Origin of the sequence: Streptomyces sp. NPDC091271 (assembly GCF_044757505.1) — a bacterium.
Classification (GTDB): Bacteria; Actinomycetota; Actinomycetes; order Streptomycetales; family Streptomycetaceae; genus Streptomyces.
In genome coordinates, this window is the sequence record NZ_JBIVVD010000004.1 from 1 (window position 1) to 22,786 (window position 22,786).

The window sequence follows — 22,786 nt, forward strand, 5'->3', positions numbered from 1 at the left end:
TACCCGGCGGGTCCGGGGGGGGGGCCCCCCCCCGGGGGCGCGGCTTTTGGGGGGTTGTAATAATGTGCTTCCCACCATATTTTTTCGCCCGGGGGGGGGGGGGGCCCCCCCGGGGGGCCCCCCCCCGACGGAGACCCCAGCACAGCAGAGGACCAGACTGCACGAAGGGGAAGCCATGACAGCGACGACCGACGGAAGCACCGGGGCCGCGAACCTCCGCGCAGCCTCGGCCAGCGATCCGACCGAATCAACCAACGCCGCGGACGACATCCTGGCCGTCGCGCGGCAGGCCGCGGAACGCTCGGTGGAGCACCTCCTCGGCAGGCAGGACGCGCAGGGCTGGTGGAAGGGAGACCTCGCCACCAACGTCACCATGGACGCGGAGGACCTGCTGCTCCGTCAGTTCCTGGGCATCCAGGACCCGGACACCGTCAAGGCCGCCGCCCGCTTCATCCGGGGCGAGCAGATGGGCGACGGCACCTGGAACACCTTCTACGAGGGGCCGCCCGACCTCTCCGCCACCATCGAGGCGTACGTCGCGCTGCGGCTGGCCGGAGATCGGCCGGACGACCCCCACATGATCCGCGCGGCGGGCTGGGTCAGGGAACAGGGCGGCATCGCGGAGTCCCGGGTCTTCACCCGGATCTGGCTCGCGCTCTTCGGCTGGTGGAAGTGGGACGACCTGCCCGAGCTCCCGCCCGAGCTGATGTTCTTCCCGAAGTGGGTCCCGCTCAACATCTACGACTTCGGATGCTGGGCCCGCCAGACCATCGTGCCGCTCACCATCGTGTCCGCGAAGCGGCCCGTACGCCCCGCCCCCTTCACGCTGGACGAGCTGCACACCGATCCGGCGTGCCCCAATCCGCCCAAGCCCGCCGCTCCGGCCGCGAGTTGGGACGGAGTCTTCCAGCGTCTCGACCAGGCGCTGCACCTCTACCACAAGGTCGCCCCCCGCAGGCTGCGGCGCAGCGCCATGAACGCCGCCGCCCGCTGGATCATCGAACGCCAGGAGAACGACGGCTGCTGGGGCGGCATCCAGCCCCCCGCGGTGTACTCCGTCATCGCCCTGCACCTGCTCGGCTACGACCTGGACCATCCGGTCATGCGGGCGGGGCTCGAGTCGCTCGACCGGTTCACCGTGTGGCGTGAGGACGGCGCCCGCATGATCGAGGCCTGCCAGTCCCCCGTCTGGGACACCTGCCTCGCCACCATCGCCCTCGCCGACGCCGGGGTGAGCGCCGACCATCCGGCGCTCGTGAGGGCGGCCGACTGGATGCTCGGCGAGGAGATCGTACGGCCCGGCGACTGGTCCGTACGCAGGCCTGAACTGGCGCCGGGAGGCTGGGCGTTCGAGTTCCACAACGACAACTACCCGGACATCGACGACACCGCCGAAGTCGTCCTGGCGCTGCGCCGCGTCCGCCACCCCGACCCCGCCAGGGTCGAGGCCGCCATCGCGCGCGGAGTGCGCTGGAACCTGGGAATGCAGTCACGCAACGGTGCCTGGGGAGCCTTCGACGCGGACAACACGAGCCCGTTCCCCAACCGTCTGCCGTTCTGCGACTTCGGCGAGGTCATCGACCCGCCGTCGGCCGATGTCACCGGACACGTGGTCGAGATGCTCGCCGTCGAGGGACGGGCGGGCCACCCCCGTACCCGCCGGGGCATCGAGTGGCTGCTCGCCGAACAGGAGACGAGCGGCGCGTGGTTCGGCCGGTGGGGCGTCAACTACATCTACGGGACGGGCTCCGTGGTGCCCGCACTGATCGCCGCCGGGCTGCCGGCCGCGCACCCCTCGGTGCGACGGGCCGTCGAATGGCTGAGGTCCGTCCAGAACGACGACGGAGGCTGGGGCGAGGACCTGCGGTCCTACCGTGAGGAGAAGTGGATCGGCCACGGCACCTCGACCGCCTCCCAGACCGCGTGGGCGCTGCTCGCCCTCCTGGCCGCGGGGGAGCGGGAGAGCAGGTCCGTGGGACGGGGCGTCGCCTGGCTGGCCGAGACCCAGCAGCCGGACGGATCCTGGGACGAACCGCACTTCACCGGGACCGGTTTCCCGTGGGACTTCTCCATCAACTACCACCTGTACCGGCAGGTCTTCCCCCTCACCGCGCTCGGCCGGTACGTCTACGGGGACCCCTTCGCCACCGCTGCCGGTATCGGCGCGGACGCCGGCAAGGGGGTCTGAGCCGATGGGGGGTCCACAGGAGCCGCCCGGTCCCACCACGCCGCTGCTGATCGCCTGCGCGCTCGGCATCGAGCGCTTCGCCCTGCGCACCGGAAGGAGGGGCGGAGCCCCGGGCCCCGGGCCCGTGAGCATCATCAGGTCCGGGATGGGCCCCCGGGCCGCGGAGAGCGCCGTCCGGCTCGCGCTGGGGCAGGACGGGGCCGGGGGTACGGCGGTCATCGCCTCCGGCTTCTGCGCCGGGCTGGAACCCGGCATGCACCCGGGTGATCTGGTGGTGGCCGAGGAGACCCGTGACCACGGCGGCACCACCGCCTGCACGGGTACCGGCCTGCTGGTCGACGCACTGGTCAGGGCGGCGCCCGGACGTACCGTCCACACGGGCCCGCTGAACGGCTCCGCACATGTGGTCCGGGGTCCGGAGCGGGCATCGCTTCGGGCCACCGGCGCCATCGCGGTGGACATGGAGTCCGCCGCCACCCTCCGCACCGCCGTACGGACGGGGCCACGCCCCGTTGCCGCCGTACGGGTGGTCGTGGACGCTCCAGGGCATGAGCTCGTCCGCATCGGCACGGTCCGCGGTGGAATATCGGCATTCCGCGTTCTTCGTGCTGTCCTTCCGGCTTTCCATGAATGGCACCGATCTTTGCTGCTCCCCAGGAGGTGAGCCCAGATGGCCATGCCGCTCCGTCAGTCCATCAAGGTTGCGACGTATCTCTTCGAACAGAAGCTCCGAAAGCGTGAGAAGTTCCCGCTGATCGTCGAATTGGAGCCCTTGTTCGCCTGCAATCTGGCGTGCGAGGGCTGTGGGAAGATCCAGCATCCGGCCGGAGTGCTCAAGCAGCGCATGCCGGTCGCCCAGGCGGTCGGGGCGGTGCTGGAATCAGGCGCCCCGATGGTCTCCATCGCCGGTGGCGAGCCGCTGATGCACCCGCAGATCGACGAGATCGTGCGTCAGCTGGTGGCGAAGAAGAAGTACGTCTTCCTCTGCACCAATGCCATGCTGATGCGTAAGAAGCTCGACAAATTCACCCCGTCGCCCTACTTCGCCTTCGCCGTGCACATCGACGGGCTGCGCGAACGGCACGACGAGTCGGTCGCCAAGGAAGGCGTCTTCGACGAAGCGGTGGAGGCGATGAAGGAGGCCAAGCGGCGCGGCTTCCGGGTCACGACCAACTCCACCTTCTTCAACACCGACACCCCGCAGACCGTCATCGAGGTGCTGAACTTCCTCAACGACGAGATGAAGGTCGACGAGATGATGATCTCGCCCGCCTACGCCTACGAGAAGGCCCCCGACCAGGAGCACTTCCTGGGTGTCGAGCAGACCCGCGAACTCTTCAAGAAGTCCTTCGCGGGCGGCAACCGGAGCCGCTGGAGGCTCAACCACTCCCCGCTCTTCCTGGACTTCCTGGAGGGCAAGGCCGACTTCCCCTGCACGGCCTGGGCCATCCCCAACTACTCGCTCTTCGGTTGGCAGCGGCCCTGCTATCTGATGAGCGACGGGTACGTCCCCACCTACCGGGAGCTCATCGAGGACACCGACTGGGACAAGTACGGCCGCGGCAAGGACCCGCGCTGCGCCAACTGCATGGCGCACTGCGGCTACGAGCCCACCGCGGTGCTCGCCACCATGGGGTCGCTGAAGGAATCCCTGCGAGCGGCACGGGAGACGATCGGCGGGAACCGGTGACGTCATGAGAGCAGGAGAGCCGGTCGTACCGGGTCTCCCGGAGCTGCCGGCCCGGCCTCTCGCGGTGCGTCGCCCCTCGCGGCGCATCCAGGTCGGGTCGGTGGCGTTCGGAGCAGAGAGAGGGGCCCGGGCGTGACGATGCTGGAATCCATCAAGGGGCCGCAGGACCTCAAGGCGTTGAGCCGACCGGAACTCGGTGAACTCGCCGAGGAGATCAGGGCGTTCCTCATCCGGGCGGTGGCGAGGACGGGCGGTCACCTCGGCCCCAACCTCGGCGTGGTCGAACTCACCATCGCCCTGCACCGGGTCTTCGACTCACCGGTGGACCGGATCCTGTGGGACACCGGACACCAGAGTTACGTGCACAAACTGCTGACCGGGCGGCAGGACTTCTCCAAGCTGCGCAGCAAGGGCGGCCTCTCCGGCTATCCCTCCCGCGAGGAGTCCGAGCACGACGTCATTGAGAACTCCCACGCCTCCACCGTGCTCGGCTGGGCCGACGGCCTCGCCAAGGCCGACGAGGTGCTGGAGCGCGGGCGTCATGTCGTGGCGGTCATCGGCGACGGGGCCCTCACCGGCGGAATGGCCTGGGAGGCGCTCAACAACATCGCCGCGGCCAGGGACCGCCCGCTGATCATCGTGGTGAACGACAACGAGCGCTCCTACGCCCCCACCATCGGCGGGCTCGCCAACCACCTCGCCACCCTGCGCACCACCGACGGCTACGAGCGCTTCCTGTCCTGGGGCAAGGGCGTGCTGCAGCAGACGCCGGTCATCGGACAGCCGCTGTACGGGTCGCTGCACGGTGCGAAGAAGGGCTTCAAGGACACCTTCGCGCCGCAGGGCATGTTCGAGGACCTGGGCCTCAAATACGTCGGCCCGGTCGACGGGCACGACACGGCGGCGGTCGAGTCCGCACTGCACCGGGCCAAGCGCTTCCACGGCCCGGTGCTGGTGCACTGCATCACCGAGAAGGGCCGTGGCTTCGCGCCCGCCCTGGCCGATGACGCCGACCGTTTCCACACCGTCGGCAGGATGGACCCGCTGACCTGCGAACCACTCGTCGTGCCCGCCGCGCCTTCCTGGACGTCGGTGTTCGGCGACGAGATCGCGGAGATCGGGGCCGAGCGCCCGGACGTCGTCGCGATCACCGCGGCGATGCTGCATCCGGTCGGGCTGACCCGCTTCGCGGAGGAGTTCCCCGACCGGATCTGGGACGTCGGGATCGCCGAGCAGCATGCGGCGGTCTCGGCCGCGGGGCTGGCCACCGGGGGCCTGCACCCGGTCGTCGCCGTCTACGCGACCTTCCTCAACCGGGCCTTCGACCAGCTGCTGATGGACGTCGCCCTCCACCGGTGCGGGGTGACCTTCGTGCTGGACCGGGCCGGCGTCACCGGGGTCGACGGCCCCTCGCACAACGGCATGTGGGACATGTCGGTGCTCCAGGTCGTCCCGGGACTGCGGATCGCGGCCCCGCGCGACGCCGACCGGCTGCGTGAGGAGCTGCGCGAGGCCGTCGATGTCGACGACGCGCCCACGGTTGTCCGGTTCCCCAAGGAGTCGGTGGGGGAGCCTGTCGCGGCCGTCGGGAGGATCGGCGGGATGGACGTCCTGCACCGGGCCCCGGACCCGCACGTCCTGCTGGTGGCCGTCGGCGTGCTCGCCCCGGTCTGTCTGCAGGCCGCCGACCTGCTCGCCGGATCCGGAATCCGCTGCACGGTCGTCGACCCGCGCTGGGTCAAACCGGTCGACGAGCAGCTGCCCGCGCTCGCCGCGCAGCACAGGCTGGTGGCGGTCGTCGAGGACAACAGCCGGTCGGGCGGGGTCGGCTGGGCCGTCGGACAGGCCCTGCGGGACGCCGGCGTCGACGTACCGCTGCGGACGTTCGGCATCCCCGAGCAGTTCCTCGCGCACGCCGGGCGCGGTGAGGTACTCGCCGGGATCGGGCTCACTCCGGTGGAGATCGCCGGACGCATCAGCGCGGCGCTGGAGCGCCGCACGGCAGTGGGAGAGCGGAACATGCCGAAGGAGAATGGGGCATGAAGGACGAACAGCCGGGCTTCGACCTGACGCGGCTCCTCGCGGAACGGGGGGCCGAACGCTACGAGCTGCACACCCGGCACCTCAACCACCAGCTGCCGCGGATGCTCCACACCCTCGGTTTCGACAAGGTCTACGAGCGGGCCGAGGGCGCGCACTTCTGGGACGCGGAGGGCAACGACTACCTCGACATGCTCGCCGGCTTCGGCGTGATGGGGCTGGGCAGACACCACCCCGTCGTACGCAAGGCGCTCCACGACGTGCTGGACGCCTCACTGGCCGACCTCACCCGCTTCGACTGCCAGCCGCTGCCCGGACTCCTCGCCGAGAAGCTGCTGGCGCACAGCCCGCACCTCGACCGGGTGTTCTTCGGCAACAGCGGTACGGAGGCGGTCGAGACCGCGCTGAAGTTCGCCCGGTACGCCACCGGCAAGCCGCGGATCCTCTACTGCGACCACGCGTTCCACGGACTGACCACCGGGTCGCTCTCCGTCAACGGCGAGAAGGGCTTCCGCGACGGGTTCGCGCCCCTGCTGCCCGACACGGCCATCGCGCTCGGCGACCTCGACGCGCTGCGGCGCGAGCTGAAGCGCGGGGACGTGGCCGGGCTGGTCGTGGAGCCGATCCAGGGCAAGGGCGTCCACGCCTCACCGCCCGGCTTCCTGCGCGAGGCACAGGAGCTGCTGCACCGGCACAAGGCCGTACTCATCGCCGACGAGGTGCAGACCGGACTCGGCAGAACCGGGGACTTCTACGCGTACCAGCACGAGGAGGGTGTCGAACCCGATCTGCTCTGTGTCGCCAAGGCGCTCTCCGGCGGGTACGTCCCGGTCGGGGCGACGCTCGGCAAGGACTGGATCTTCAAGCGCGTCTACTCCTCGATGGACCGGGTCCTCGTCCACTCCGCCAGCTTCGGCTCCAACGCCCAGGCCATGGCAGCCGGGCTCGCCGTCCTCGCGGTGATGGAGCAGGAGGAGACCGTCGCGAACGCCCGTCGCACCGGTGATCTGCTGCGCGAGCGGCTCGCCGCGCTCGTCGAACGCTACGAGCTGCTGCACGAGGTGCGCGGCCGGGGCCTGATGATCGGTATCGAGTTCGGCCGGCCGTCCTCCCTCAAGCTCCGCAGCCGGTGGACGATGCTGCAGGCCGCCCGCAAGGGACTCTTCGCCCAGATGGTGGTCGTGCCGCTGCTCCAGAAGCACCGGATCCTCACCCAGGTCTCCGGTGATCACCTGGAGGTGATCAAGCTGATTCCGCCGCTGGTGATCGGGGAGCCGGAGATCGACCGCTTCGTCACCGCCTTCACCGCCGTCATGGACGACGCGCACAGCGGGGGTGGGCTGATGTGGGACTTCGGCAGGACACTGGTGAAACAGGCCGTGGCCAACCGCTGATGTTGCCTCTGAGGCAAATTATTTGCCTCAGAGGAAATGTCCTGGCCCAATGGAGGCATGAATCCTCCTGACGGAGGGGTGGCCGACGAGCTCCCGGGGGTCGCGCCACGCCTACGCGATCTGCGCCGCAACCGCGGCCTCACCCTGGAGAGCGCGGCGGGACGGGCGGGGCTCTCCCCGGCCCACCTCTCCCGGCTCGAAACGGGCCGGAGGCAGCCTTCGCTGCCGATGCTCCTCGGCCTCGCCCGGGTCTACGGTACGACCGTCTCCGAGCTCCTGGGCGAGATGCCGCCCGAACGTGACGCGATCGTCCGCGGCGGCCCGCCCGCCGGCGCGCCCCGATCCACCGAGGCGGGCGGCTGGCTCTACCGGCAGGCGGGCGGGCCGGGCCGCGCCATGCAGGCGCTGCACGTCCGTGTCCCGTACGGCGTGGAGGGCGACCTCGTGCGCGTCCACCCCGGAGAGGAGTGGCTCTACGTCCTCGACGGCAGGCTGCGGGTCGTGCTCGGCGAGACCGTGCACGACCTCGATCCGGGTGACAGCGCGCACTTCGACTCGCTCACCCCGCACCGGATCGCGGCCCTCGACCCCGGTGGGGCGCGACTGCTCTTCGTCCACACGCTGCTGCAGAGCCCGGCCGCCGAGCTGTGCCTGGGCAGCGGGATCCACCGGCTCTGATCCCGCACACCCACGCCGCGCGCCCCCTTCGCCACCCGGCCCGAGCGGCCGGAAGAGAGGACCGTCATGTCCGATTCGGAGTACTACGACCCGCTCACCCCGCGCAGGCCGAAGAGCAAGGACACGCAGGAGCGGCGGATGCCCCGCGGCGTCGTGATCCGGCTCTTCGCCTACCTCGTGGCCGGACACGTCGTCGCGGGCTTCCTCTTCCTTCTCTTCACCGTGGCCGGCAAGGGATGACGCCCGGCGTCACGCACCCTCGACGAGTCGCTCACGCAGCTTCGCGCGGGTCCCGTCGCTGATCTTCAGCCCTTCCACGAGATACCGGTCCGTGCTGCCCCAGACCTCGTCGATGGTGTCGAACGCCGCGGCGAGGTATTCGGCGCGGGCGCCGAAGAGCGGATTGAGCAGTTCCATCACCTCTTCGGACATCCCTACCGGTGAGGTGTCGCTACGGCGCACCTTGTAGCGGCGGTGCGCGTCGTTCGACTTGAGGTAGTCGGCCTCGATGGCCTCCTTCTCGACGCCGATCGCGAGCAGGGAGACCGCGATCGACAGGCCGGCCCGGTCCTTGCCCGCCGCGCAGTGCATCAGCGCCGGCACGCTGTCCTCGGCCAGCGCGTGCAGCACACGGCTGTGTTCGGCGGTGCGGTCCTTGATGATCGAACGGTACGAGGCGATCATCCGCCCCGTTCCCTTGCCGTCGGCGAGGATCGAGCGCAGCTGCTGGATGTTCCCGTCGCGCACCAGCCGCCAGAACTCCGCGCCGTCCGCCGGGTCGGAGAGAGGAATGCTGACATTCCGGACGCCGGGCAGCTCCACGTCGAGACCGTCGAGCTTGTGGTCCGCCGCGTTGCGGAAGTCGAAGATCGTGTGCAGGCCGAGCCCGGCGAGGAAGGCGGCGTCGGCCTCCGTGGCGTGGGCGAGGTGGCCGCTGCGGTAGAGGCGCCCGTACCGCACGGTGCTGCCGTCGACGGTCGGAAGCCCGCCGACGTCGCGGAAGTTGCGGACACCGGTCAGATCGACGTCCGCCGGCTCGGGGCCGACCGGCGGGACCTCTGGCAGCTGCGTCACAAGGGCTCCTGGGGTGTCGGGCGTCGGCGCCGCTCGCCGACGGGGGCACGCCCGCGACGATACGACATGGCTGCATCGGACAACTGTCCCGGCCGCCGTGGTCCTGGTCTCCCTGCGCGGACGAGACCGCGCCATGTCCGTATTGGTGTATTTAGCAGAACATGCCCCGCTTGTGCGGGAGATGGGGTGAGGCGGGTGAGCGGGATCATATCCGTGACGGTGTGTGGTGAAGGCGCCGGAGGGTATTCCGGACGCCGTGCGGAAAGCCAAGATCCGTAATCCACGGAGTGTGACGGGAATTCCGCGCGCTGATGAAGCGTGGATTCCGGTCCGGAATCCACGGCTTGTTCGCGACGTACCGGCTCGCTTACGGTCACGGTCAATCCGGACGGAACGCCTAATCCTGCCGCCGCCCGGAATCCGCACCGACTCACGTGTGGCAGGAGCGGGGGAACCAGGTAGGCCGCCGGCCGGAGGGATCCGGTACGGCTCGGGGTAAAGACGCGCACCGCGCGGCCGGGCATCTCCAGTCCGAACCCGACAGCTCACCTCGCAGGCGCCGGAGAGGAAATTTCCATGCCCGCAAAAGGCAAGCACCGTCGCACGAAGACCGGCCCGATCTCCCGAGGCGTCCTTGCCGCAGGGACCGGCGGCGCCGTACTCGCCCTCCCGCTGATCGGCGCCACCGGCGCCCACGCCGCCGAGCAGGCCGCGCCGGCCGCCGAGTCCGCCGCCGCGCACAGCGCCCCGGCCTCGGCGAAGAGCGCCCCGAAGACCTACTCCGTGGTCTCCGGCGACTACCTGGCGAAGATCGCGGGTGACCAGAAGATCAAGGGCGGCTGGCAGAAGCTGTACCAGGACAACCGCGACGTCGTCGGCGAGAACCCCGGCCTGATCCTCCCGGGCATGAAGCTGACCCTCGGCGCCAAGGCGTCCGGCTCCGCCGAGTCCGCACCCTCCAAGTCCGCCCCGTCGGCGGCGAAGAAGGCCGCCCCGGCCGAGAAGAAGGCCGCCCCGGCCGAGGCGACGTCGGCTCCGGCGGCGAAGACCGCCGACTCCGGCGCGTCGGAGGAGAGCACCGGCTCCGGCTGGGCCACCCCGGTCGAGAACGCCAACGTCACCACCCAGTACCGCGCCTCGGGCGCCAGCTGGTCCAGCGGCTACCACACGGGCTCCGACTTCCAGGCGGCCTCCGGCACCAGCGTCCGGTCCATCGGGCCGGGCACCGTGGTCTCCGCCGGGTGGAGCGGCTCGTACGGCAACGAGGTCGTCATCCAGCACAGCGACGGCATGTACTCCCAGTACGCCCACCTCTCCTCGCTCGAGGTCTCGGCCGGCCAGACCGTCACCGGCGGCCAGCAGATCGGCCTCTCCGGCACCACCGGCAACTCCACCGGCCCGCACCTCCACTTCGAGGTCCGGACCGGCCCGAGCTACGGCTCCGACGTCGACCCGATCGCCTACCTGCGTTCGCACGGCGTCTCCATCTGAGACACGCCGCCTGAGGGTGTCATCTCAGGCTGAAGGAGAGGGGCGGTGCGCGCTTGCGCACCGCCCCTCTCCTTATTCCGGCTTTACCAAAAACTGACCGGGTGGTCTTTCTCACCACCCGTCAACCCCTTATTACGGTCGCGTAGGTCACAATCGAAGGTGCAAGATAAGCCCTTGTGGCAGACGATTCGAGAAACAAACAACGAGGCATCATCGGGTCGTACGCAGCGATTGGCGACAGTTTCACCGAGGGCGTCGGAGACGCCGGCCCCGGCGGGACACTCGTCGGTTGGGCAGACCGGCTCGCGGTGCTCCTCGCGGACCAGCTCCCGGGCGCCGACGCGACGGTCGCCCCCGCGGACGACAAGCACGGCAACTTCCGGTACGCCAATCTCGCCGTACGCGGACGGCTCCTCGACCAGATAGTCGAGGAACAGGTCCCCCGCGCCAAGCAGCTGGCACCTGATCTGGTGAGCTTCTGCGCCGGCGGCAACGACATCCTCCGTCCCGGCTCCGACCCGGACGACGTGGCAGAGCGCTTCGAGCGTGCGGTCGCCGACCTGACGCAGGCGGTCGGCACGGTCATGGTCACCACCGGCTTCGACACCCGTGGCATCCCCGTGCTCAAGCATCTGCGGGGCAAGATCGCCATGTACACCGCTCATGTCCGGTCCATCGCCGACCGCTACGACTGCCCGGTGCTGGACCTGTGGTCCCTGCGGTCCGTGCAGGACAGACGAGCTTGGGACAACGACCGGCTGCACCTCTCGGCGGAGGGACACACCCGCGTCGCGCTGCGGGCCGCCCAGGTCCTCGGCCTCCAGGTGCCCGCCGACCCCGACCAGGTGTGGCCTCCGCAGGCACAGCGCGGAGCGCTCGAGGTCCGGCGCGACGACATCCAGTGGGCGCGCGAATACCTCGTCCCGTGGCTCGGCCGCCGGCTGCGCGGGGAGTCCTCCGGGGACCATGTCGCGGCCAAGCGCCCCGACCTGCTGCCGCTCTGACCGCTCGGCGCCGACCCGTCGTCAGGGGCCGGCCAGGGGGAGCGGACGCCGGGCCGGGCCCGGCGGAACGAACCCGTCCGATGCGGACACCCGCACCGGGCGGGCGGGTATCCGCTCCAGGACGCCGCCCGGGAAGACATCGTGCAACGGCAGTGTCTCCGGGATCGAGGGGGAGTCCTACGCCCCGGTGCGCCAGACCTGACCCGCCCTTCGGAGCCTCAGGCGGTCAGGGCCTCGTGGTCGATGCCGAGTTCGCGGGCGAGCGCCTCCTCGGTCCACTGCAGCATGGTGGCCCGGGAGAGCGGACCCGCGTACGACGTCATCTGGACGGCCAGCCCGTCCAGGAGCGCTGTCAGCCGCCAGGCCACGGACATCGGGTCCTCGCAGTGGAACTCACCCGCCGCGGCCCCCTCTTCGATCACCTCGGCCAGCTCGGCCTTCCACTGCTGGTCGAGGTCTCCGGCCACCTCGCGCAGCACCGGGTCACGGAGTGCGGAGGCCCAGCCCTCGATCCACAGCCGCCAGCCCTTGGCCTGTCCGGTCGGCGCGTACCAGCGAACGGCGGACCGGAGCCGCCGGACCGCGCTGGTGCGCCGGGTCAGCAGCTTGCGCAGATGGGCGAGATCGGCCTCCGCCGCGTATGCGAACGCGGCGGCCACCAGTTTCTCCTTGGACGAGAAGTGGTAGAGCACCAGCGCGTTGCTCACCCCGAGAACGGCGGCCACATCGGCGATCCTGACCGCGGACACACCCCGGACCTCGATCTGCTCGACGGCAGCGCGCAGGAGCGCCTCACGTCGCTCCGCCACACTCAGTCGCACTCTGGCCACGCGGTCACCCTAACCAACGCGGCGGCGCCGGCATCCGGCCCCCGTGCCCTACCGATACCAGCCGAACCGCTCCGCCATCACCGGCAGTCGGTCCGCGGCGAGCGAGTGCGCCGCCGCCCGCGGGGTGCAGCCGTCCGCGGCCGCCCGCTCCAGGACGCGGTCCATCAGGACGCGCATCGAGCGGCGGGTGTGTCCGAACGCCTCCTCCGCATCGGGTCCGATGTCCCCGAACAGCGTCCACCACCACCACGCGTTCGTACCGGAGTTGACGACCACATCGGGGAGAACCGTGATTCCGCGCTCGGCGAGCAGTGTCTCCGCCTCCGGAAGCACCGGCATGTTCGCCGCCTCGACCACCCAACGGGCCCTGACCAAGGCCTGGTTCGCTCCATCCACGGCGTACGACACCGCGGCCGGAACCAGCACCTCGACGTCGGCGGCCAGCCAGTCGTCGGCCGGCAGCTCCTGGTCCCCGTCGCGCAGCGCGCGCCGGTCCACCGCCCCGTGTACGTCCCGGGCGGCCAGCAGTGCCTCGACGTCCAGGCCGGCGGGATTGGCGATGGTGCCCCTGATGTCCGCGACCGCGACGACGGACAGTCCGGCCCGGGAGAGGAAGCGGGCCGTCGCCCCGCCCATCGTGCCGAGCCCCTGGAGGGAGACCCGGGCACCGCGGTGCGCCACACCCGCCCGGTCCAGTGCGGCGAGCGTGGATTCCGCGACCCCGCACCCGCCGACCAGCTCGTCCAGCCCGATCCCGTCAACCGTGACCGCGAAGGCGTCCGCGAGCCGTCGCCGTGCGCCCGCCTCGTCGTCCAGCAGGGGATAGACCGCCTGGACCGTGGAGACGAGGCCGGCCTCCGCCGCGGCCCGGTCGACGAGATCCTGGCTCAGTCCGAGATCCTCGCCGGTCGTCCAGACGTTCTCGATGTACGGCCGCATCGCCCGCAGGAAGCGGACGAGCACCCCGTAGGCGGCCGGATCGCGCGGGTCGCAGTCGATGCCCCCCTTGGAGCCGCCCAGCGGGATGTAGCGCGTCCGCGGGTCGCCGGCGTCGAAGTGCAGGGCTTCCTTCAAGGTCATGCCCCGTGCCAGGCCGGCCACCTCCGCGAGGGTGCAGCCCTTCCTCATCCGCAGGCCCCCGCTCGACACCCCGCGCACCAGTCGGTCGACGACCAGGTATCCCTCGGTGCCGGTGACGTGGTCCGTCCAGGTCAGGGACACCAGCGGGGCGGGGGAGAGGGACTGCATCGGGCGGCTCCTGGATCACCTGTGTCGATTTACTGAACAGCGAGTCAGTATCAGGAAGGCGGGGCACGGCTGTCAACGCGTACGGAACACCGGATGTGACATCGTCGGACGCCCGATGCGGAATCCTGCGGGGGGTACGGACGTTGGAGTCGGCATGACGGAACCCTCGCGTGCGGCGCTGCTACGACTCATCGGGGAGCACGACGGCGGGGTGCTGGTCACCCTCAAGCGTGACGGCAGACCCCAGCTGTCCAATGTGAACCACGCCTACTACCCCGAAGAGGGGGTGATCCGCGTGTCCATCACCGAGGGGCGTGCGAAGACCCGCAATCTCCGCCGGGACCCGCGGGCGAGCTATCACGTGACCAGTGAGGACCGATGGGCCTGGACCGTCGCCGATGTCACCGCCGAGCTGACCCCGCCCGCCGCCGACCCGCACGACGGGGTCGTGGAGCAGCTGGTCTCCCTCTACCGGGACGTGCGGGGAGAGCACCCGGACTGGGACGACTACCGCCGGGTGATGGTCCAGGACCGCAGAGTCGTCCTGACCCTGCGGATCGAGCATGTGTACGGCCAGCCGCGCGCCTGAGGCGGCACGGCTCCCGGCGGCCCCTGACCGTGCTCCGTTCACCGCCGAGCTCTCGCTCCGTCCTGATTGCAGACCATAATGACGACACCGACTCCCTCAGGAGATGTTGTGACCGGCGCCGACCACCAGCCTTCGCTCCGTACCAGACTCCGCTCGCTGCGCCCCGACGCCTTCGGCGCGGACCCGGCGGGGGTGCGGATGGAGCGGATCCGCCGCTCGCCCAATTTCGCCGACGGTGTCTTCCAGAACCCGGAGGGGGCGCGGACCAGGCCCTCCGGCTCCATGCTCGAATTCGCCAAGGTGTACTTCCACAAGGAGCAGCGGGCGCGCAGGTCCCCGCTCGGCACCGTGCCGGTCCATGCCACGACCTTGGCCGACCTGGCCGCACCGCCGGCGACGGGCTTGCGGGTGACCTGGCTGGGCCACTCCAGCGTGCTCACCGAGATCGACGGACGCAGGGTGCTGTTCGACCCGGTCTGGGGCGAGCGCTGCTCGCCGTTCGCCTTCGCCGGGCCCAAGCGGCTGCACCCCGTCCCACTCCCGCTCGCCTCGCTCGGGCCGGTCGACGCCGTAGTGATCTCCCATGACCACTACGACCACCTCGACCTGCCCACGATCAAGGCCCTGGCGGGGACGGACACGGTCTTCGCGGTGCCGCTCGGTGTCGGCGCCCACCTGGAGCGGTGGGGCGTGCCCCTGGACCGCATCCACGAGCTCGACTGGAACGAGACCGCGGAGATCGCCGGCATCAGCCTGACCGCCACCCCCGCCCGGCACTTCTGCGGCCGAGGGCTGCGCAACCAGCAGCACACGCTCTGGGCGTCGTGGGTCGTCGCGGGTCCGGAGCACCGGGTCTACCACAGCGGGGACACCGGCTACTTCTCCGGCTTCCAGGACATCGGCGCCGAGCACGGCCCCTTCGACGTGACGATGATCCAGGTCGGCGCCTACTCGGAGTACTGGCCCGACATCCATATGACACCGGCCGAGGGCCTGCGCGCGCACCTGGACCTCCAGGGCGGCAGGCCGCACGGCGCGCTGATGCCCATCCACTGGGGGACCTTCAACCTCGCCCCGCATCCGTGGGCGGAGCCCGGGGAGTGGATGAAGGACGTGGCCGAGGAGGCGGGGCAGCCGGTTGCCTTCCCCCGCCCGGGTGAGCCGTTCGAACCGGCAGGGGAGCTTCCCTCGGATGCGTGGTGGCGTGCGGTGTCGGCGCCGATTGCGCATCCGTGGCGTGGTCCGAAGGTGGCGGATGCGGCACCGGTGCACCGGGAAGAAGTCGACCTTGCGGGCGAGCGGTGACAGAGAGCGAGAGGGATCTCGAGCAGCTCGCTCGGTTGCTTGGCCACCTGCCGCGCGAGGAGCGGGACCGTCTGTGGGCGGCTATCGACGGTCCCTTCCGAGAGGGACGGCCGGTAGCCCCGGGACAGTCCACACCGTTGCCCTCCGCGCATGGTTCATCGCCCATGCTGGTCAAGACTCGCATCGTCTGAGTCGCGGCGTTTCGTTGGCTGGCGAAGTTCGTTGCGCCGGGCTGGCAGGGACAAGCCGATCTACACGGCGCGGGGAAGGGAGAACCTCGTTGTCCCCACGGCCCGACGGCGCCGGATTTCTGCTTCACCCGTGGGGCCAGCGGGCCGCGCTCCAACCTAGCCATTTGCGCGTCAGATAGTCGGGGTCGACCAGGTGACCCCTTGGAGGCCACTTCAGGCAGGGCCGCCCTCGCGTCACTGGCGTTGCCAACGTTCCACCGACCGCTCCGAGATCCGCAGCGCGGGAACTCCGGTCCTTCCCGCCAGCCTCGAAGCCCGGCGCGGCCTGACGCCCGACCCGCTCCCGTGCGGCTCTCTCGACGTAGGTCAAGCCGCCCTGCGAATATCTCACCGCACAAGGCCTACCAAGGCCACCTTGACGCTGTTTGGTAAACCGTCCGACACCACCCGATCATGCTCAGTAGCAACGAGCTCGTGCATGGTTGGCGGCTTCGGCGGCGAGTCGAGGGCCGAGGCGAGCTGGAACTCAGGTCTCTGACACTCCCGGCCCGGCGTCCGGCGGGACTGTCCTTGTCAAGACGTTCCCTGACAGTGGAATCGATCGATCGGCTGGGAGCGAGGCGTTCTCGCTTACGAAGCCGCGGCGATTGAGCATGAGGTCCATGCCCGCGAATTCCGTGAGCACCACGGCGGTCCGCTCGGGCGCCCATGGCAGCCCATCGGGGTGTTGCTGCTCCGCACTGTTGCGGCGTGCCCCCACGCTTGCGGGACGGGTCAAGCCGAGATCCTCGGTGGTCACGACACGACCGAGACGCTCGGTGAACAGGGCGGCGAGCAGTTGCGGTACGGGATCGCGTGGGATCTCTCCAAGGTCGAGCCAACGGCGCACCCGCGAGGTGTCTGTCGCGACTTGCCGGTCCCCCAGGGTGGCAGCCTGCCGGTTCACCTTTCTGGCGAGTTCGCCTCTGGACCAGCCGGTCAGGTCGAATGCGTCCCGTAGTCGGCTGTCAGGGGAGCTCTGCTGCCGCGACGAGAGTCCCCCGAACAGTTCCAGGTGAACGGTGCGGCCCAGCTTTCGCTTCATCAGGATGGTTACCGCCTCCAAACCCTTCAGTACGGCTTCGGCGGAGAGGTCACTTGGGGCCACGAACACGATCGCGTCGCGGGTGACTTCGCGAGAGGTGAAGGGCAGCCCGAGTTGGTTGGTCGAACTCCGCCAGGCCTGGCCGGTCCGCCGGAGGCCCAACCAGGTTCCGAATGGTGTCTCGGCCCTGTCGTGGGCCCTGAAGCGCCGCCGCAGCCAGCAGGCAATGCCGCACGTGGCCATCAGCGCCGCCGGGACGGACACCGGCCAGTGCGCGTACAGGACGGACATCAGGGCTGGTTTTCCGGGCCACCAGTGTGGGGACAGTGGGCCGGAACCTATGCCCGGCTCCCTCGCGGGAGGGGTGTCCTGCAGCGGATCGCCGATGAAATGGCTCACCCCGCAGACGGTGCCGGCGACCACGGCGGCAACGAGGCTCGCACGCAGAAGTGCCAGGCCACGCGAGACATGAGTGGCGACAGTGCCGGGCGCCTTCTCCATCATGACCGCAGTCTCGGCCTGGGTGCAGTCCAGCCCTTTCGTTGCCCATACCGCGGTGCGTTGCGAGGGAGTCAGGGCGTCCATGGCCTGCTCGACGGCACAGCGGTTGGCCACCAGTGCGGCCACGTCCGCAGACTGCAAGGGGTCGAAGCGCAGCGGATCGGCCGCACGCCGTGCTTCCAGCCCACTGTGTCGGGCCTGCTGACGCGCTCGGTTGGCCGCTTCCGTGCGGATCACCATGCGCAGATAGGTGACCGGGTACTCGACAGACGCCGGATGACGCAGCACCTTGGCGAAGGCGTTCTGCACGAGATCCTCGGCCGAGACGACGGACTCCGGGATGCCGTGGGCGAGGAGCGCCTGCTGAGCGGTGCTTGTGAGGCTGACCCAGTAGTTGGCGTACAAAGTACCCAAAGCCTCAGCGGGCTCCACTTCACGCTCAGCCATTGCCTTCCTCCGATTTCCGTTCTGCGGCCATACCTCGAGAGGCGCCCTGACGGGCCGACCGAGCACGGATTATCTCGGCCCGGGCCGAGGACCGGTTGCGAAGCGCCATGCTGTCCAGCCAACGCTTGACCGCAGGGACCAGAGGAATAACCGCGGACAAGAGTGCGGCAGCGAGCTCCACCGTCCAACCTCCCGTGCACTATGGGCCGGTGGCGCTCAGTGCGCGCGGTGGCCGTTCACAAGAGAGAGGCGGCGGTACGCCATTCTCATGACGTCGCGTTCATGATTCTTTGGCATGGGCTTGCTCAGGAAGTCCGCTCCTTGCTCCCGGCTGCCCGCCAACTCCCTGATGTGTGTGCTGCGCTGTACCTCGGACCAGCACATTCGCCGCGCCCGGCGAGGCCACCCAGGGCGGCTCCCCGGTGGCCCGCTGGCTGAAGAAGCAGCGAGCCACCGCCTGCAAGTCGACGGAACTCGAACGCTGCCCTAATCGCAGGCCTGCCCGACCTCGAAGGCGGCACGACGCGCCGCCGGACGAACGCCGCCATGCACTGGAAGAGATCGTCTCTGGCTGGCGCCCGGCACAGGTGCGTCGGCTGGCAGCGCCTCTTTCGACTCTCCTGGGTCTACGTCCAGAGCGACTACGCGCTGTCGAATAAGACCGTGTATGTGGTGGGTTGGGCGCGTCGTTCGTAGCAGCAGAGTGCCGCGGCGAGGCCGAGAAAGGCCAGGTAGTTGCGGGGTTGGCGTTCGTATCGGTGGTTGAGTCTGCGGTATCCGGTGAGCTAGGACATGGTGCGTTCGATGACCTATCGACGGCGTCCTAAGCGTTCGCTGGACTCGGCTCCCTTGCGGGCGATGCGCACGCCGATGTGCTTGTCCCATAGCCATTTTTCCGCAGGTGAGGTAGGTCGTAGGCTTTGCCTGCGTGCAGGGGCTGGGGCGCGAAGTAGCAGCTTTCCGGCCAGTAGGCGATGGCACGTTGCACTCGGGAATTCTTGCGTGTCAAGATCCTGCCTATGACCACGGGTGGGGATGGGATACCGGAGCGGCAGCAGAGACGGTCGCGGTTGGCGGACCTGGACTGTTTTTCAGGTCCGTCGCCTAGGCGCGCCTCGACTGTGACGTCGATCGAGGCCGGCCAGGAGCAGTTGCTTACGGCGCGCCGAGAGTTTGCCGTGTTGCTGGGCGAGTTCCGACGTACGGCGGCGCTGGTGCCGCTGGGTGAGGCCGGGGATCTGTGGTCGGCGGAGCAGAACGGTGTGCGCTGGATCTGTGCGTTCTCGGACGAGGAGGCGTTGGCCCGGTTCGCCCTGGCTCGCGGTGAGGGCGACCGGGGATGGACGTACCAGAGCGTTCTGGGCGCGCGGTTGTTGGATGTGATGGTGCCGTTGCTTCCCGGGCCGGCTGGGGTGGCGCTGGATGCAGGCAGTACGGACGGGTTGTTGTTCCCGCCGGTGGCGGGCATCGTGCCGGATGCGGTTGCGGTTGATCTCGGGGGATTCAATGAGCGGTGAAGGTTCTGACCTGGAAGTTCCGCCGGAGGCGTTGGCCGAGATCGCGAAGGGAATCGATCTGGCGCATGCGGAGCTGAAGGAGCTCGGCATGATCGGGGAAGCGTCGACGGGCCGGGGGTTCTCGGATCTCGCACTCTCGGGGCTGGAGTTGGGGCACGGCGGGCTGACGTCGGAGTTCGAGACGTTCTGCAACCGCTGGGAGTGGGGCGTACGGGCCCTGACACAGAAGGGGAACGGCTTCGCTCTCGGAGTGGGGCTGTCGGCGGGTTCGTATGCGGAGCAGGAGCAGTACGTCAAGGACTCGATCAAGATCGGTGTGAACTCCTTGAACGGGAATCCGCATGCGTCCGAGGACGAGGTCAAGGCGATGAGCTGGGACAAGGTCAGCACCCAGTCCGCCTATGACAACCCGGACTACAGCTGGGATTCGATGAGCCAGGCCCAGAACGAGGTGAACCAGACCTGGAAGAACACCGCCTACGACGTGGAGGATGCCGCGCTCGACTCGATGGAGCGCAACGGGCTGGTGGACCCGGAGGTGCGGTCGGCGGCGGATGAGCGGCTGAAGGAGTATTTGGACCCCTCGCAGGAGACGATCGATCAGGCTGAGCAGCCGCGGTGGGGGGAGAGTCGCTGATGGTGGACTGGGGGAAGTGGGGCGATGCCCTTTACGACGGTGCTGGCGATGTGGTCGACAAGGGCAAGGAGATCGTCGGGACAGGCATCGACAAGGGCACCGATGTGCTCGGCTCGGGCTTGGAGAAGGTCGGTGCCGATGAGTGGGCGGATGCGGTCGAGGACTGGGGCGATGAGACCGCGTCCTCTCTGGGTGCGGAGGTCGGGGAGCAGCAGCTCGGTCAGACCGAGGAAGCGGATGAGCTGATCCACGGCAGGCCGGAGAAGATCAGTGCGGCGGTGAAGAACCTCCGCGACTTCCAGAAGGCGTTCGATCTTGTCGGCGGCGGGATGAAGAAGCTCGACTCCGGTCACTGGAAGGGCGAGGCTGCCGACGCCTTCCGCGTCAAATTCCAGACGCTGCCCACAGACTGGCTGCGCGCGGCGGACGCGTTCGAGGACGCGGCCAAGGCGTTGGAGACGTTCGCCAACACGGTGACCAGCGCGCAGGGCAAGGCGGGTGAGGCGATCGCTCTCTACAAGGAGGGCAAGCAGGACTACGAGACCGCAGCTGCCGCTTTCAGGGAGAAGGCGGAGGCGTACAACGCGGTCCGCAACACCGACCACCCGCTCCCGCATCCGGGGAAGTTCTCCGACCCGGGAGCGGCCAAGCGCCAGCACGCGCAGGAAATCCTCCAGCGCGCCCGCCGGGCACGTAACGAAGCGGGCGAAGCAGCAAAGGGTGCGATCACGGCTGCGTTGGCGCATGCTCCGAAGGAGCCCACCGGCCTGGACCGGGCCAAGCAGGAGCTCATCGACTACGGGGTCGGCCAAGGCATCGAGCTGGCCCACGTCGGCGGCGGTGTCATCAAGGCCTCCGCGGGACTGGTGAATTTCGTCCGCTCGGTCAACCCGACCGACCCGTACAACCTGACGCACCCGGCCGAGTACTACAAGGGCGTCAACATGACGCTCGCCGGCCTCGTCTCCACCGCCGCCAACCCCGACCGGGCACTGAAGAACGCCTGGGACGCGGCCAAGGGCGACCCCTCCGAGTTCATCGGCCGACTGATTCCCGAACTCATCGGCACCAAGGGTGGCGGCTTCATCAGGGGCGGCCTGCGGGCTGGAATGCGCGAAGTGGGACCTGGTAAATTGCCTGACGAATGGATGACCGGGGCGCGGCGACGGCCGAGAGACCTTCTGGACGATCCAGCTCAAACCAGGTGGGCTGAAGATGCGTATGACAGTTTCCTGAAGGACTCTCGTGACGTCAGCAGCATCGCCGACCATTCTCGTGACGTGCAACGAGGCAATGGCTCTACAGGATTTTCATCCGAGGAGATCGCGTCGGTCAAGAAGCACGTGTTCGACACTGAGCATCCGATCGTTGACCCGGAAACGGGTAAGGTGGTGATACGAAAGTTCGACGCAGATGCGGAGATCGCAGATGCGTGGATCCGGCTCAGATCCGGCAACGCACTGCCCGAAGACCACATCCTCCTCGAACACGAAATAGCGGAGCTGGGATATCTCCGCGATCACCCTGGATCCACTTATCAGGAAGCCCACCGATTCGCGAATGAAGATCACAACTGGGAACAGCATATTCCACTGTTCAAGCGGGAAGACTTGGAAGGTGAATGGTGATGGCCTCACTGGTATATTTCCGAAAGATTGCCGAATCTGCCGAATCGGTCGAGTATCTCTTCGGCTTCGACACGGACGACCCTCCTCATAGACTCCTGATGGACACGAAGAGTCGCAGATCTCAACCCATCGACGGAGAAATCGATTATGCATTCCTGAAAGCATCACGCAAGATCAACGCACTTTACGAAGAGACGTCGACGTGGCCCGACCAAGGAATGAGCGTAAGCTAAGTGGGCTCCGAGGTCGTAGCTTGCATGCGACCCGAAACGTCGGCCGGTCTTTCGATCAAAGGGCTGTCCCGTAACTGATCTTTGGCGTGAGAGTGGTCGGCTGAGATCGGATCCAGGGTCCCACCCCTTGGTAGAGGCGCCGACCTCGGTTCATCCCTGTGTCTGCGCGAAAAGGGGCCCTGCTCATCTTCCCGGGCAGGTGGATTCAGACGTTGCTGGGAGGGCGACCCCTGCCATCCGCTGCTGGGCTGGCCAGCCTACGCTCTCATCTACCTGACGGCAGCGCGACCGTGAGCGTGCGGAAGGCCAAGGAGACCGCAGCGAGGACGACGGCGATCACGCCACGATCCACGAGATGAGGGCCCTCAAGAACACGGCAACGAGGAAGAAGTCGCCCAAAAATAAACCGCTGTGGACTGAGAGAGTCAAGAATGACTGCTGGCCCAAGAACCACACGGACTAAACGCCGCTGCCGGGGGTCTGGCCAGACATCCACATGTCGCCCGCTCAGGGGGGTCCACGCGCACCTTGACCTGCAGGGCGGCCGGCCGCATGGTGCGCTGATGCCGATCCACTGGGGCACATTCAACCTGGCACCGCATGCGTGGACGGAGCCGGCGGAGTGGAGGGTGACGGACTGCCATGCCACCGGTCGATCTCCTCGGCAGGAGAGAGTTTGTATCCGGGCGAGACCGAGTACGACGTGAGGGGATACCTCGCTGAGGCGGCGGACGCCGCGCGCAGAGGGCCGGGTACCGGCCAGATTGCCGAGCCGTATTCGTCGGGTTAGGGGTACCTGCGGTCCGCAGGTTGCCGTAGTGGTGCGGACCGGCCAAGAAGGCCCGGGATGTCATTCATGATCTGGCCATGGGCACGATGGCACCCACTAGCCTGCCCGCTCTGCGGCTCTGCTCACGCCCTCGGGGAACCGTCACGGAAGTCCCACTTGCATCTGGGGTTGAGCCTTCCGGGCTGGAAGCCATCACATATGGCCAGACTGCCCTTCGTTGTCACACC

17 protein-coding genes, 4 pseudogenes and 1 riboswitch are annotated in these 22,786 nt (G+C 68.7%); of the genes and pseudogenes, 15 read left to right on the forward strand and 6 right to left on the reverse strand.

The features are described from left to right. The first annotated feature begins 175 nt into the window (after positions 1-175). The 7 genes from shc (at position 176) to ACIQM3_RS16510 (ending at position 8,230) form a co-directional block, all read left to right on the forward strand. Positions 176-2,188, forward strand: a complete 2,013-nt coding sequence (gene shc, locus ACIQM3_RS16480) for a squalene--hopene cyclase (protein ID WP_401624394.1) — start codon at positions 176-178, stop codon at positions 2,186-2,188. A gap of 4 nt (positions 2,189-2,192) precedes the next feature. Beyond that, a complete protein-coding gene (locus ACIQM3_RS16485; RefSeq protein ID WP_401624396.1) occupies positions 2,193-2,852 on the forward strand; it encodes a 1-hydroxy-2-methyl-2-butenyl 4-diphosphate reductase in 660 nt (219 codons plus the stop codon). A gap of 6 nt (positions 2,853-2,858) precedes the next feature. Continuing rightward, on the forward strand, positions 2,859-3,878 hold the full coding sequence (gene hpnH / locus ACIQM3_RS16490; RefSeq protein ID WP_099177424.1) for an adenosyl-hopene transferase HpnH: 1,020 nt from the start codon (positions 2,859-2,861) through the stop codon (positions 3,876-3,878). A gap of 132 nt (positions 3,879-4,010) precedes the next feature. Beyond that, positions 4,011-5,921 (forward strand): 1-deoxy-D-xylulose-5-phosphate synthase, encoded by a 1,911-nt coding sequence (gene dxs / locus ACIQM3_RS16495; protein ID WP_401624398.1) that lies wholly within the window; start codon positions 4,011-4,013, stop codon positions 5,919-5,921. Then, complete coding sequence (locus ACIQM3_RS16500; protein ID WP_401624400.1) at positions 5,918-7,312, forward strand: aspartate aminotransferase family protein; 1,395 nt, start codon at positions 5,918-5,920, stop codon at positions 7,310-7,312. Before dxs ends, ACIQM3_RS16500 begins: the two co-directional genes overlap by 4 nt. A gap of 57 nt (positions 7,313-7,369) precedes the next feature. Then, entirely contained in the window at positions 7,370-7,990 is a 621-nt protein-coding gene (locus ACIQM3_RS16505) for a helix-turn-helix domain-containing protein (protein WP_401624402.1), read from the forward strand. Between the two features lie 66 nt (positions 7,991-8,056). Then, a complete protein-coding gene (locus ACIQM3_RS16510; protein WP_187355684.1) occupies positions 8,057-8,230 on the forward strand; it encodes a DUF6126 family protein in 174 nt (57 codons plus the stop codon). Positions 8,231-8,239: 9 nt separating this feature from the next. Here the strand turns inward: ACIQM3_RS16510 and ACIQM3_RS16515 are convergent, their stop codons facing one another. After that, the gene (locus tag ACIQM3_RS16515) at positions 8,240-9,064 is read right to left on the reverse strand and encodes a tyrosine-protein phosphatase (protein ID WP_401624405.1); all 825 of its coding nucleotides are present in this window, start codon (positions 9,062-9,064) and stop codon (positions 8,240-8,242) included. A gap of 413 nt (positions 9,065-9,477) precedes the next feature. Next, positions 9,478-9,638: riboswitch (cyclic di-AMP (ydaO/yuaA leader) on the forward strand. Positions 9,639-9,640: 2 nt separating this feature from the next. Here ACIQM3_RS16515 and ACIQM3_RS16520 point away from each other — a divergent pair. After that, a complete protein-coding gene (locus tag ACIQM3_RS16520; RefSeq protein ID WP_401624407.1) occupies positions 9,641-10,555 on the forward strand; it encodes a peptidoglycan DD-metalloendopeptidase family protein in 915 nt (304 codons plus the stop codon). Between the two features lie 176 nt (positions 10,556-10,731). Beyond that, positions 10,732-11,559: an SGNH/GDSL hydrolase family protein gene (locus ACIQM3_RS16525; protein WP_401624409.1), complete on the forward strand. Its 828-nt coding sequence runs from the start codon at positions 10,732-10,734 to the stop codon at positions 11,557-11,559. A gap of 218 nt (positions 11,560-11,777) precedes the next feature. On the opposite strand, the gene ACIQM3_RS16530 is transcribed toward ACIQM3_RS16525, so the two are convergent. Both ACIQM3_RS16530 and ACIQM3_RS16535 read right to left on the reverse strand, forming a co-directional pair. Then, positions 11,778-12,389 carry a TetR/AcrR family transcriptional regulator gene (locus ACIQM3_RS16530; RefSeq protein WP_401624411.1) on the reverse strand — a complete coding sequence of 204 codons (612 nt, stop codon included), beginning with the start codon at positions 12,387-12,389 and terminating at the stop codon, positions 11,778-11,780. Positions 12,390-12,437: 48 nt separating this feature from the next. Continuing rightward, positions 12,438-13,637, reverse strand: coding sequence for a Glu/Leu/Phe/Val dehydrogenase dimerization domain-containing protein (locus tag ACIQM3_RS16535; RefSeq protein ID WP_401624413.1), 1,200 nt, complete (start codon positions 13,635-13,637; stop codon positions 12,438-12,440). A 154-nt stretch (positions 13,638-13,791) separates the two neighbouring features. On the opposite strand from ACIQM3_RS16535, the gene ACIQM3_RS16540 reads away from it, so the two are divergent. Both ACIQM3_RS16540 and ACIQM3_RS16545 read left to right on the forward strand, forming a co-directional pair. Continuing rightward, positions 13,792-14,226 carry a PPOX class F420-dependent oxidoreductase gene (locus ACIQM3_RS16540; RefSeq protein ID WP_401624415.1) on the forward strand — a complete coding sequence of 145 codons (435 nt, stop codon included), beginning with the start codon at positions 13,792-13,794 and terminating at the stop codon, positions 14,224-14,226. A gap of 108 nt (positions 14,227-14,334) precedes the next feature. Beyond that, positions 14,335-15,531, forward strand: coding sequence for an MBL fold metallo-hydrolase (locus ACIQM3_RS16545; protein ID WP_401624417.1), 1,197 nt, complete (start codon positions 14,335-14,337; stop codon positions 15,529-15,531). 786 nt (positions 15,532-16,317) lie between these two features. On the opposite strand, the pseudogene ACIQM3_RS16550 reads toward ACIQM3_RS16545, so the two are convergent. The 3 pseudogenes from ACIQM3_RS16550 to ACIQM3_RS16560 form a co-directional block, all read right to left on the reverse strand. Continuing rightward, a pseudogene (locus ACIQM3_RS16550) lies at positions 16,318-16,770 on the reverse strand (hypothetical protein); the annotation flags it as partial. A 486-nt stretch (positions 16,771-17,256) separates the two neighbouring features. After that, positions 17,257-17,754 (reverse strand): annotated as a pseudogene (locus ACIQM3_RS16555) (RNA polymerase sigma factor); the annotation flags it as partial. 641 nt (positions 17,755-18,395) lie between these two features. Next, positions 18,396-18,706 (reverse strand): annotated as a pseudogene (locus tag ACIQM3_RS16560) (transposase); the annotation flags it as partial. A 67-nt stretch (positions 18,707-18,773) separates the two neighbouring features. Here ACIQM3_RS16560 and ACIQM3_RS16565 point away from each other — a divergent pair. From ACIQM3_RS16565 to ACIQM3_RS16580, 4 genes and pseudogenes are all read left to right on the forward strand, one after another. After that, a complete protein-coding gene (locus ACIQM3_RS16565; RefSeq protein ID WP_401624419.1) occupies positions 18,774-19,271 on the forward strand; it encodes an SseB family protein in 498 nt (165 codons plus the stop codon). Then, complete coding sequence (locus tag ACIQM3_RS16570; RefSeq protein WP_401624421.1) at positions 19,261-19,908, forward strand: hypothetical protein; 648 nt, start codon at positions 19,261-19,263, stop codon at positions 19,906-19,908. Before ACIQM3_RS16565 ends, ACIQM3_RS16570 begins: the two co-directional genes overlap by 11 nt. Beyond that, positions 19,908-21,536 carry a putative T7SS-secreted protein gene (locus ACIQM3_RS16575; RefSeq protein ID WP_401624423.1) on the forward strand — a complete coding sequence of 543 codons (1,629 nt, stop codon included), beginning with the start codon at positions 19,908-19,910 and terminating at the stop codon, positions 21,534-21,536. Before ACIQM3_RS16570 ends, ACIQM3_RS16575 begins: the two co-directional genes overlap by 1 nt. A gap of 714 nt (positions 21,537-22,250) precedes the next feature. Further along, positions 22,251-22,395, forward strand: a pseudogene (locus ACIQM3_RS16580) (MBL fold metallo-hydrolase); the annotation flags it as partial. Positions 22,396-22,786: the final 391 nt, after the last annotated feature.

Excerpts from the sequence above, each read along its gene's own strand:
- shc (WP_401624394.1), top strand. The coding sequence starts at position 176 with ATGACAGCGACGACCGACGGAAGCACCGGGGCCGCGAACCTCCGCGCA.
- ACIQM3_RS16485 (WP_401624396.1), top strand. The coding sequence starts at position 2,193 with ATGGGGGGTCCACAGGAGCCGCCCGGTCCCACCACGCCGCTGCTGATC.
- hpnH (WP_099177424.1), top strand. The coding sequence starts at position 2,859 with ATGGCCATGCCGCTCCGTCAGTCCATCAAGGTTGCGACGTATCTCTTC.
- ACIQM3_RS16500 (WP_401624400.1), top strand. The coding sequence starts at position 5,918 with ATGAAGGACGAACAGCCGGGCTTCGACCTGACGCGGCTCCTCGCGGAA.
- ACIQM3_RS16505 (WP_401624402.1), top strand. The coding sequence starts at position 7,370 with ATGAATCCTCCTGACGGAGGGGTGGCCGACGAGCTCCCGGGGGTCGCG.
- ACIQM3_RS16510 (WP_187355684.1), top strand. The coding sequence starts at position 8,057 with ATGTCCGATTCGGAGTACTACGACCCGCTCACCCCGCGCAGGCCGAAG.
- ACIQM3_RS16520 (WP_401624407.1), top strand. The coding sequence starts at position 9,641 with ATGCCCGCAAAAGGCAAGCACCGTCGCACGAAGACCGGCCCGATCTCC.
- ACIQM3_RS16535 (WP_401624413.1), bottom strand. The coding sequence starts at position 13,637 with ATGCAGTCCCTCTCCCCCGCCCCGCTGGTGTCCCTGACCTGGACGGAC.
- ACIQM3_RS16540 (WP_401624415.1), top strand. The coding sequence starts at position 13,792 with ATGACGGAACCCTCGCGTGCGGCGCTGCTACGACTCATCGGGGAGCAC.
- ACIQM3_RS16565 (WP_401624419.1), top strand. The coding sequence starts at position 18,774 with ATGACCACGGGTGGGGATGGGATACCGGAGCGGCAGCAGAGACGGTCG.
- ACIQM3_RS16570 (WP_401624421.1), top strand. The coding sequence starts at position 19,261 with ATGAGCGGTGAAGGTTCTGACCTGGAAGTTCCGCCGGAGGCGTTGGCC.
- ACIQM3_RS16575 (WP_401624423.1), top strand. The coding sequence starts at position 19,908 with ATGGTGGACTGGGGGAAGTGGGGCGATGCCCTTTACGACGGTGCTGGC.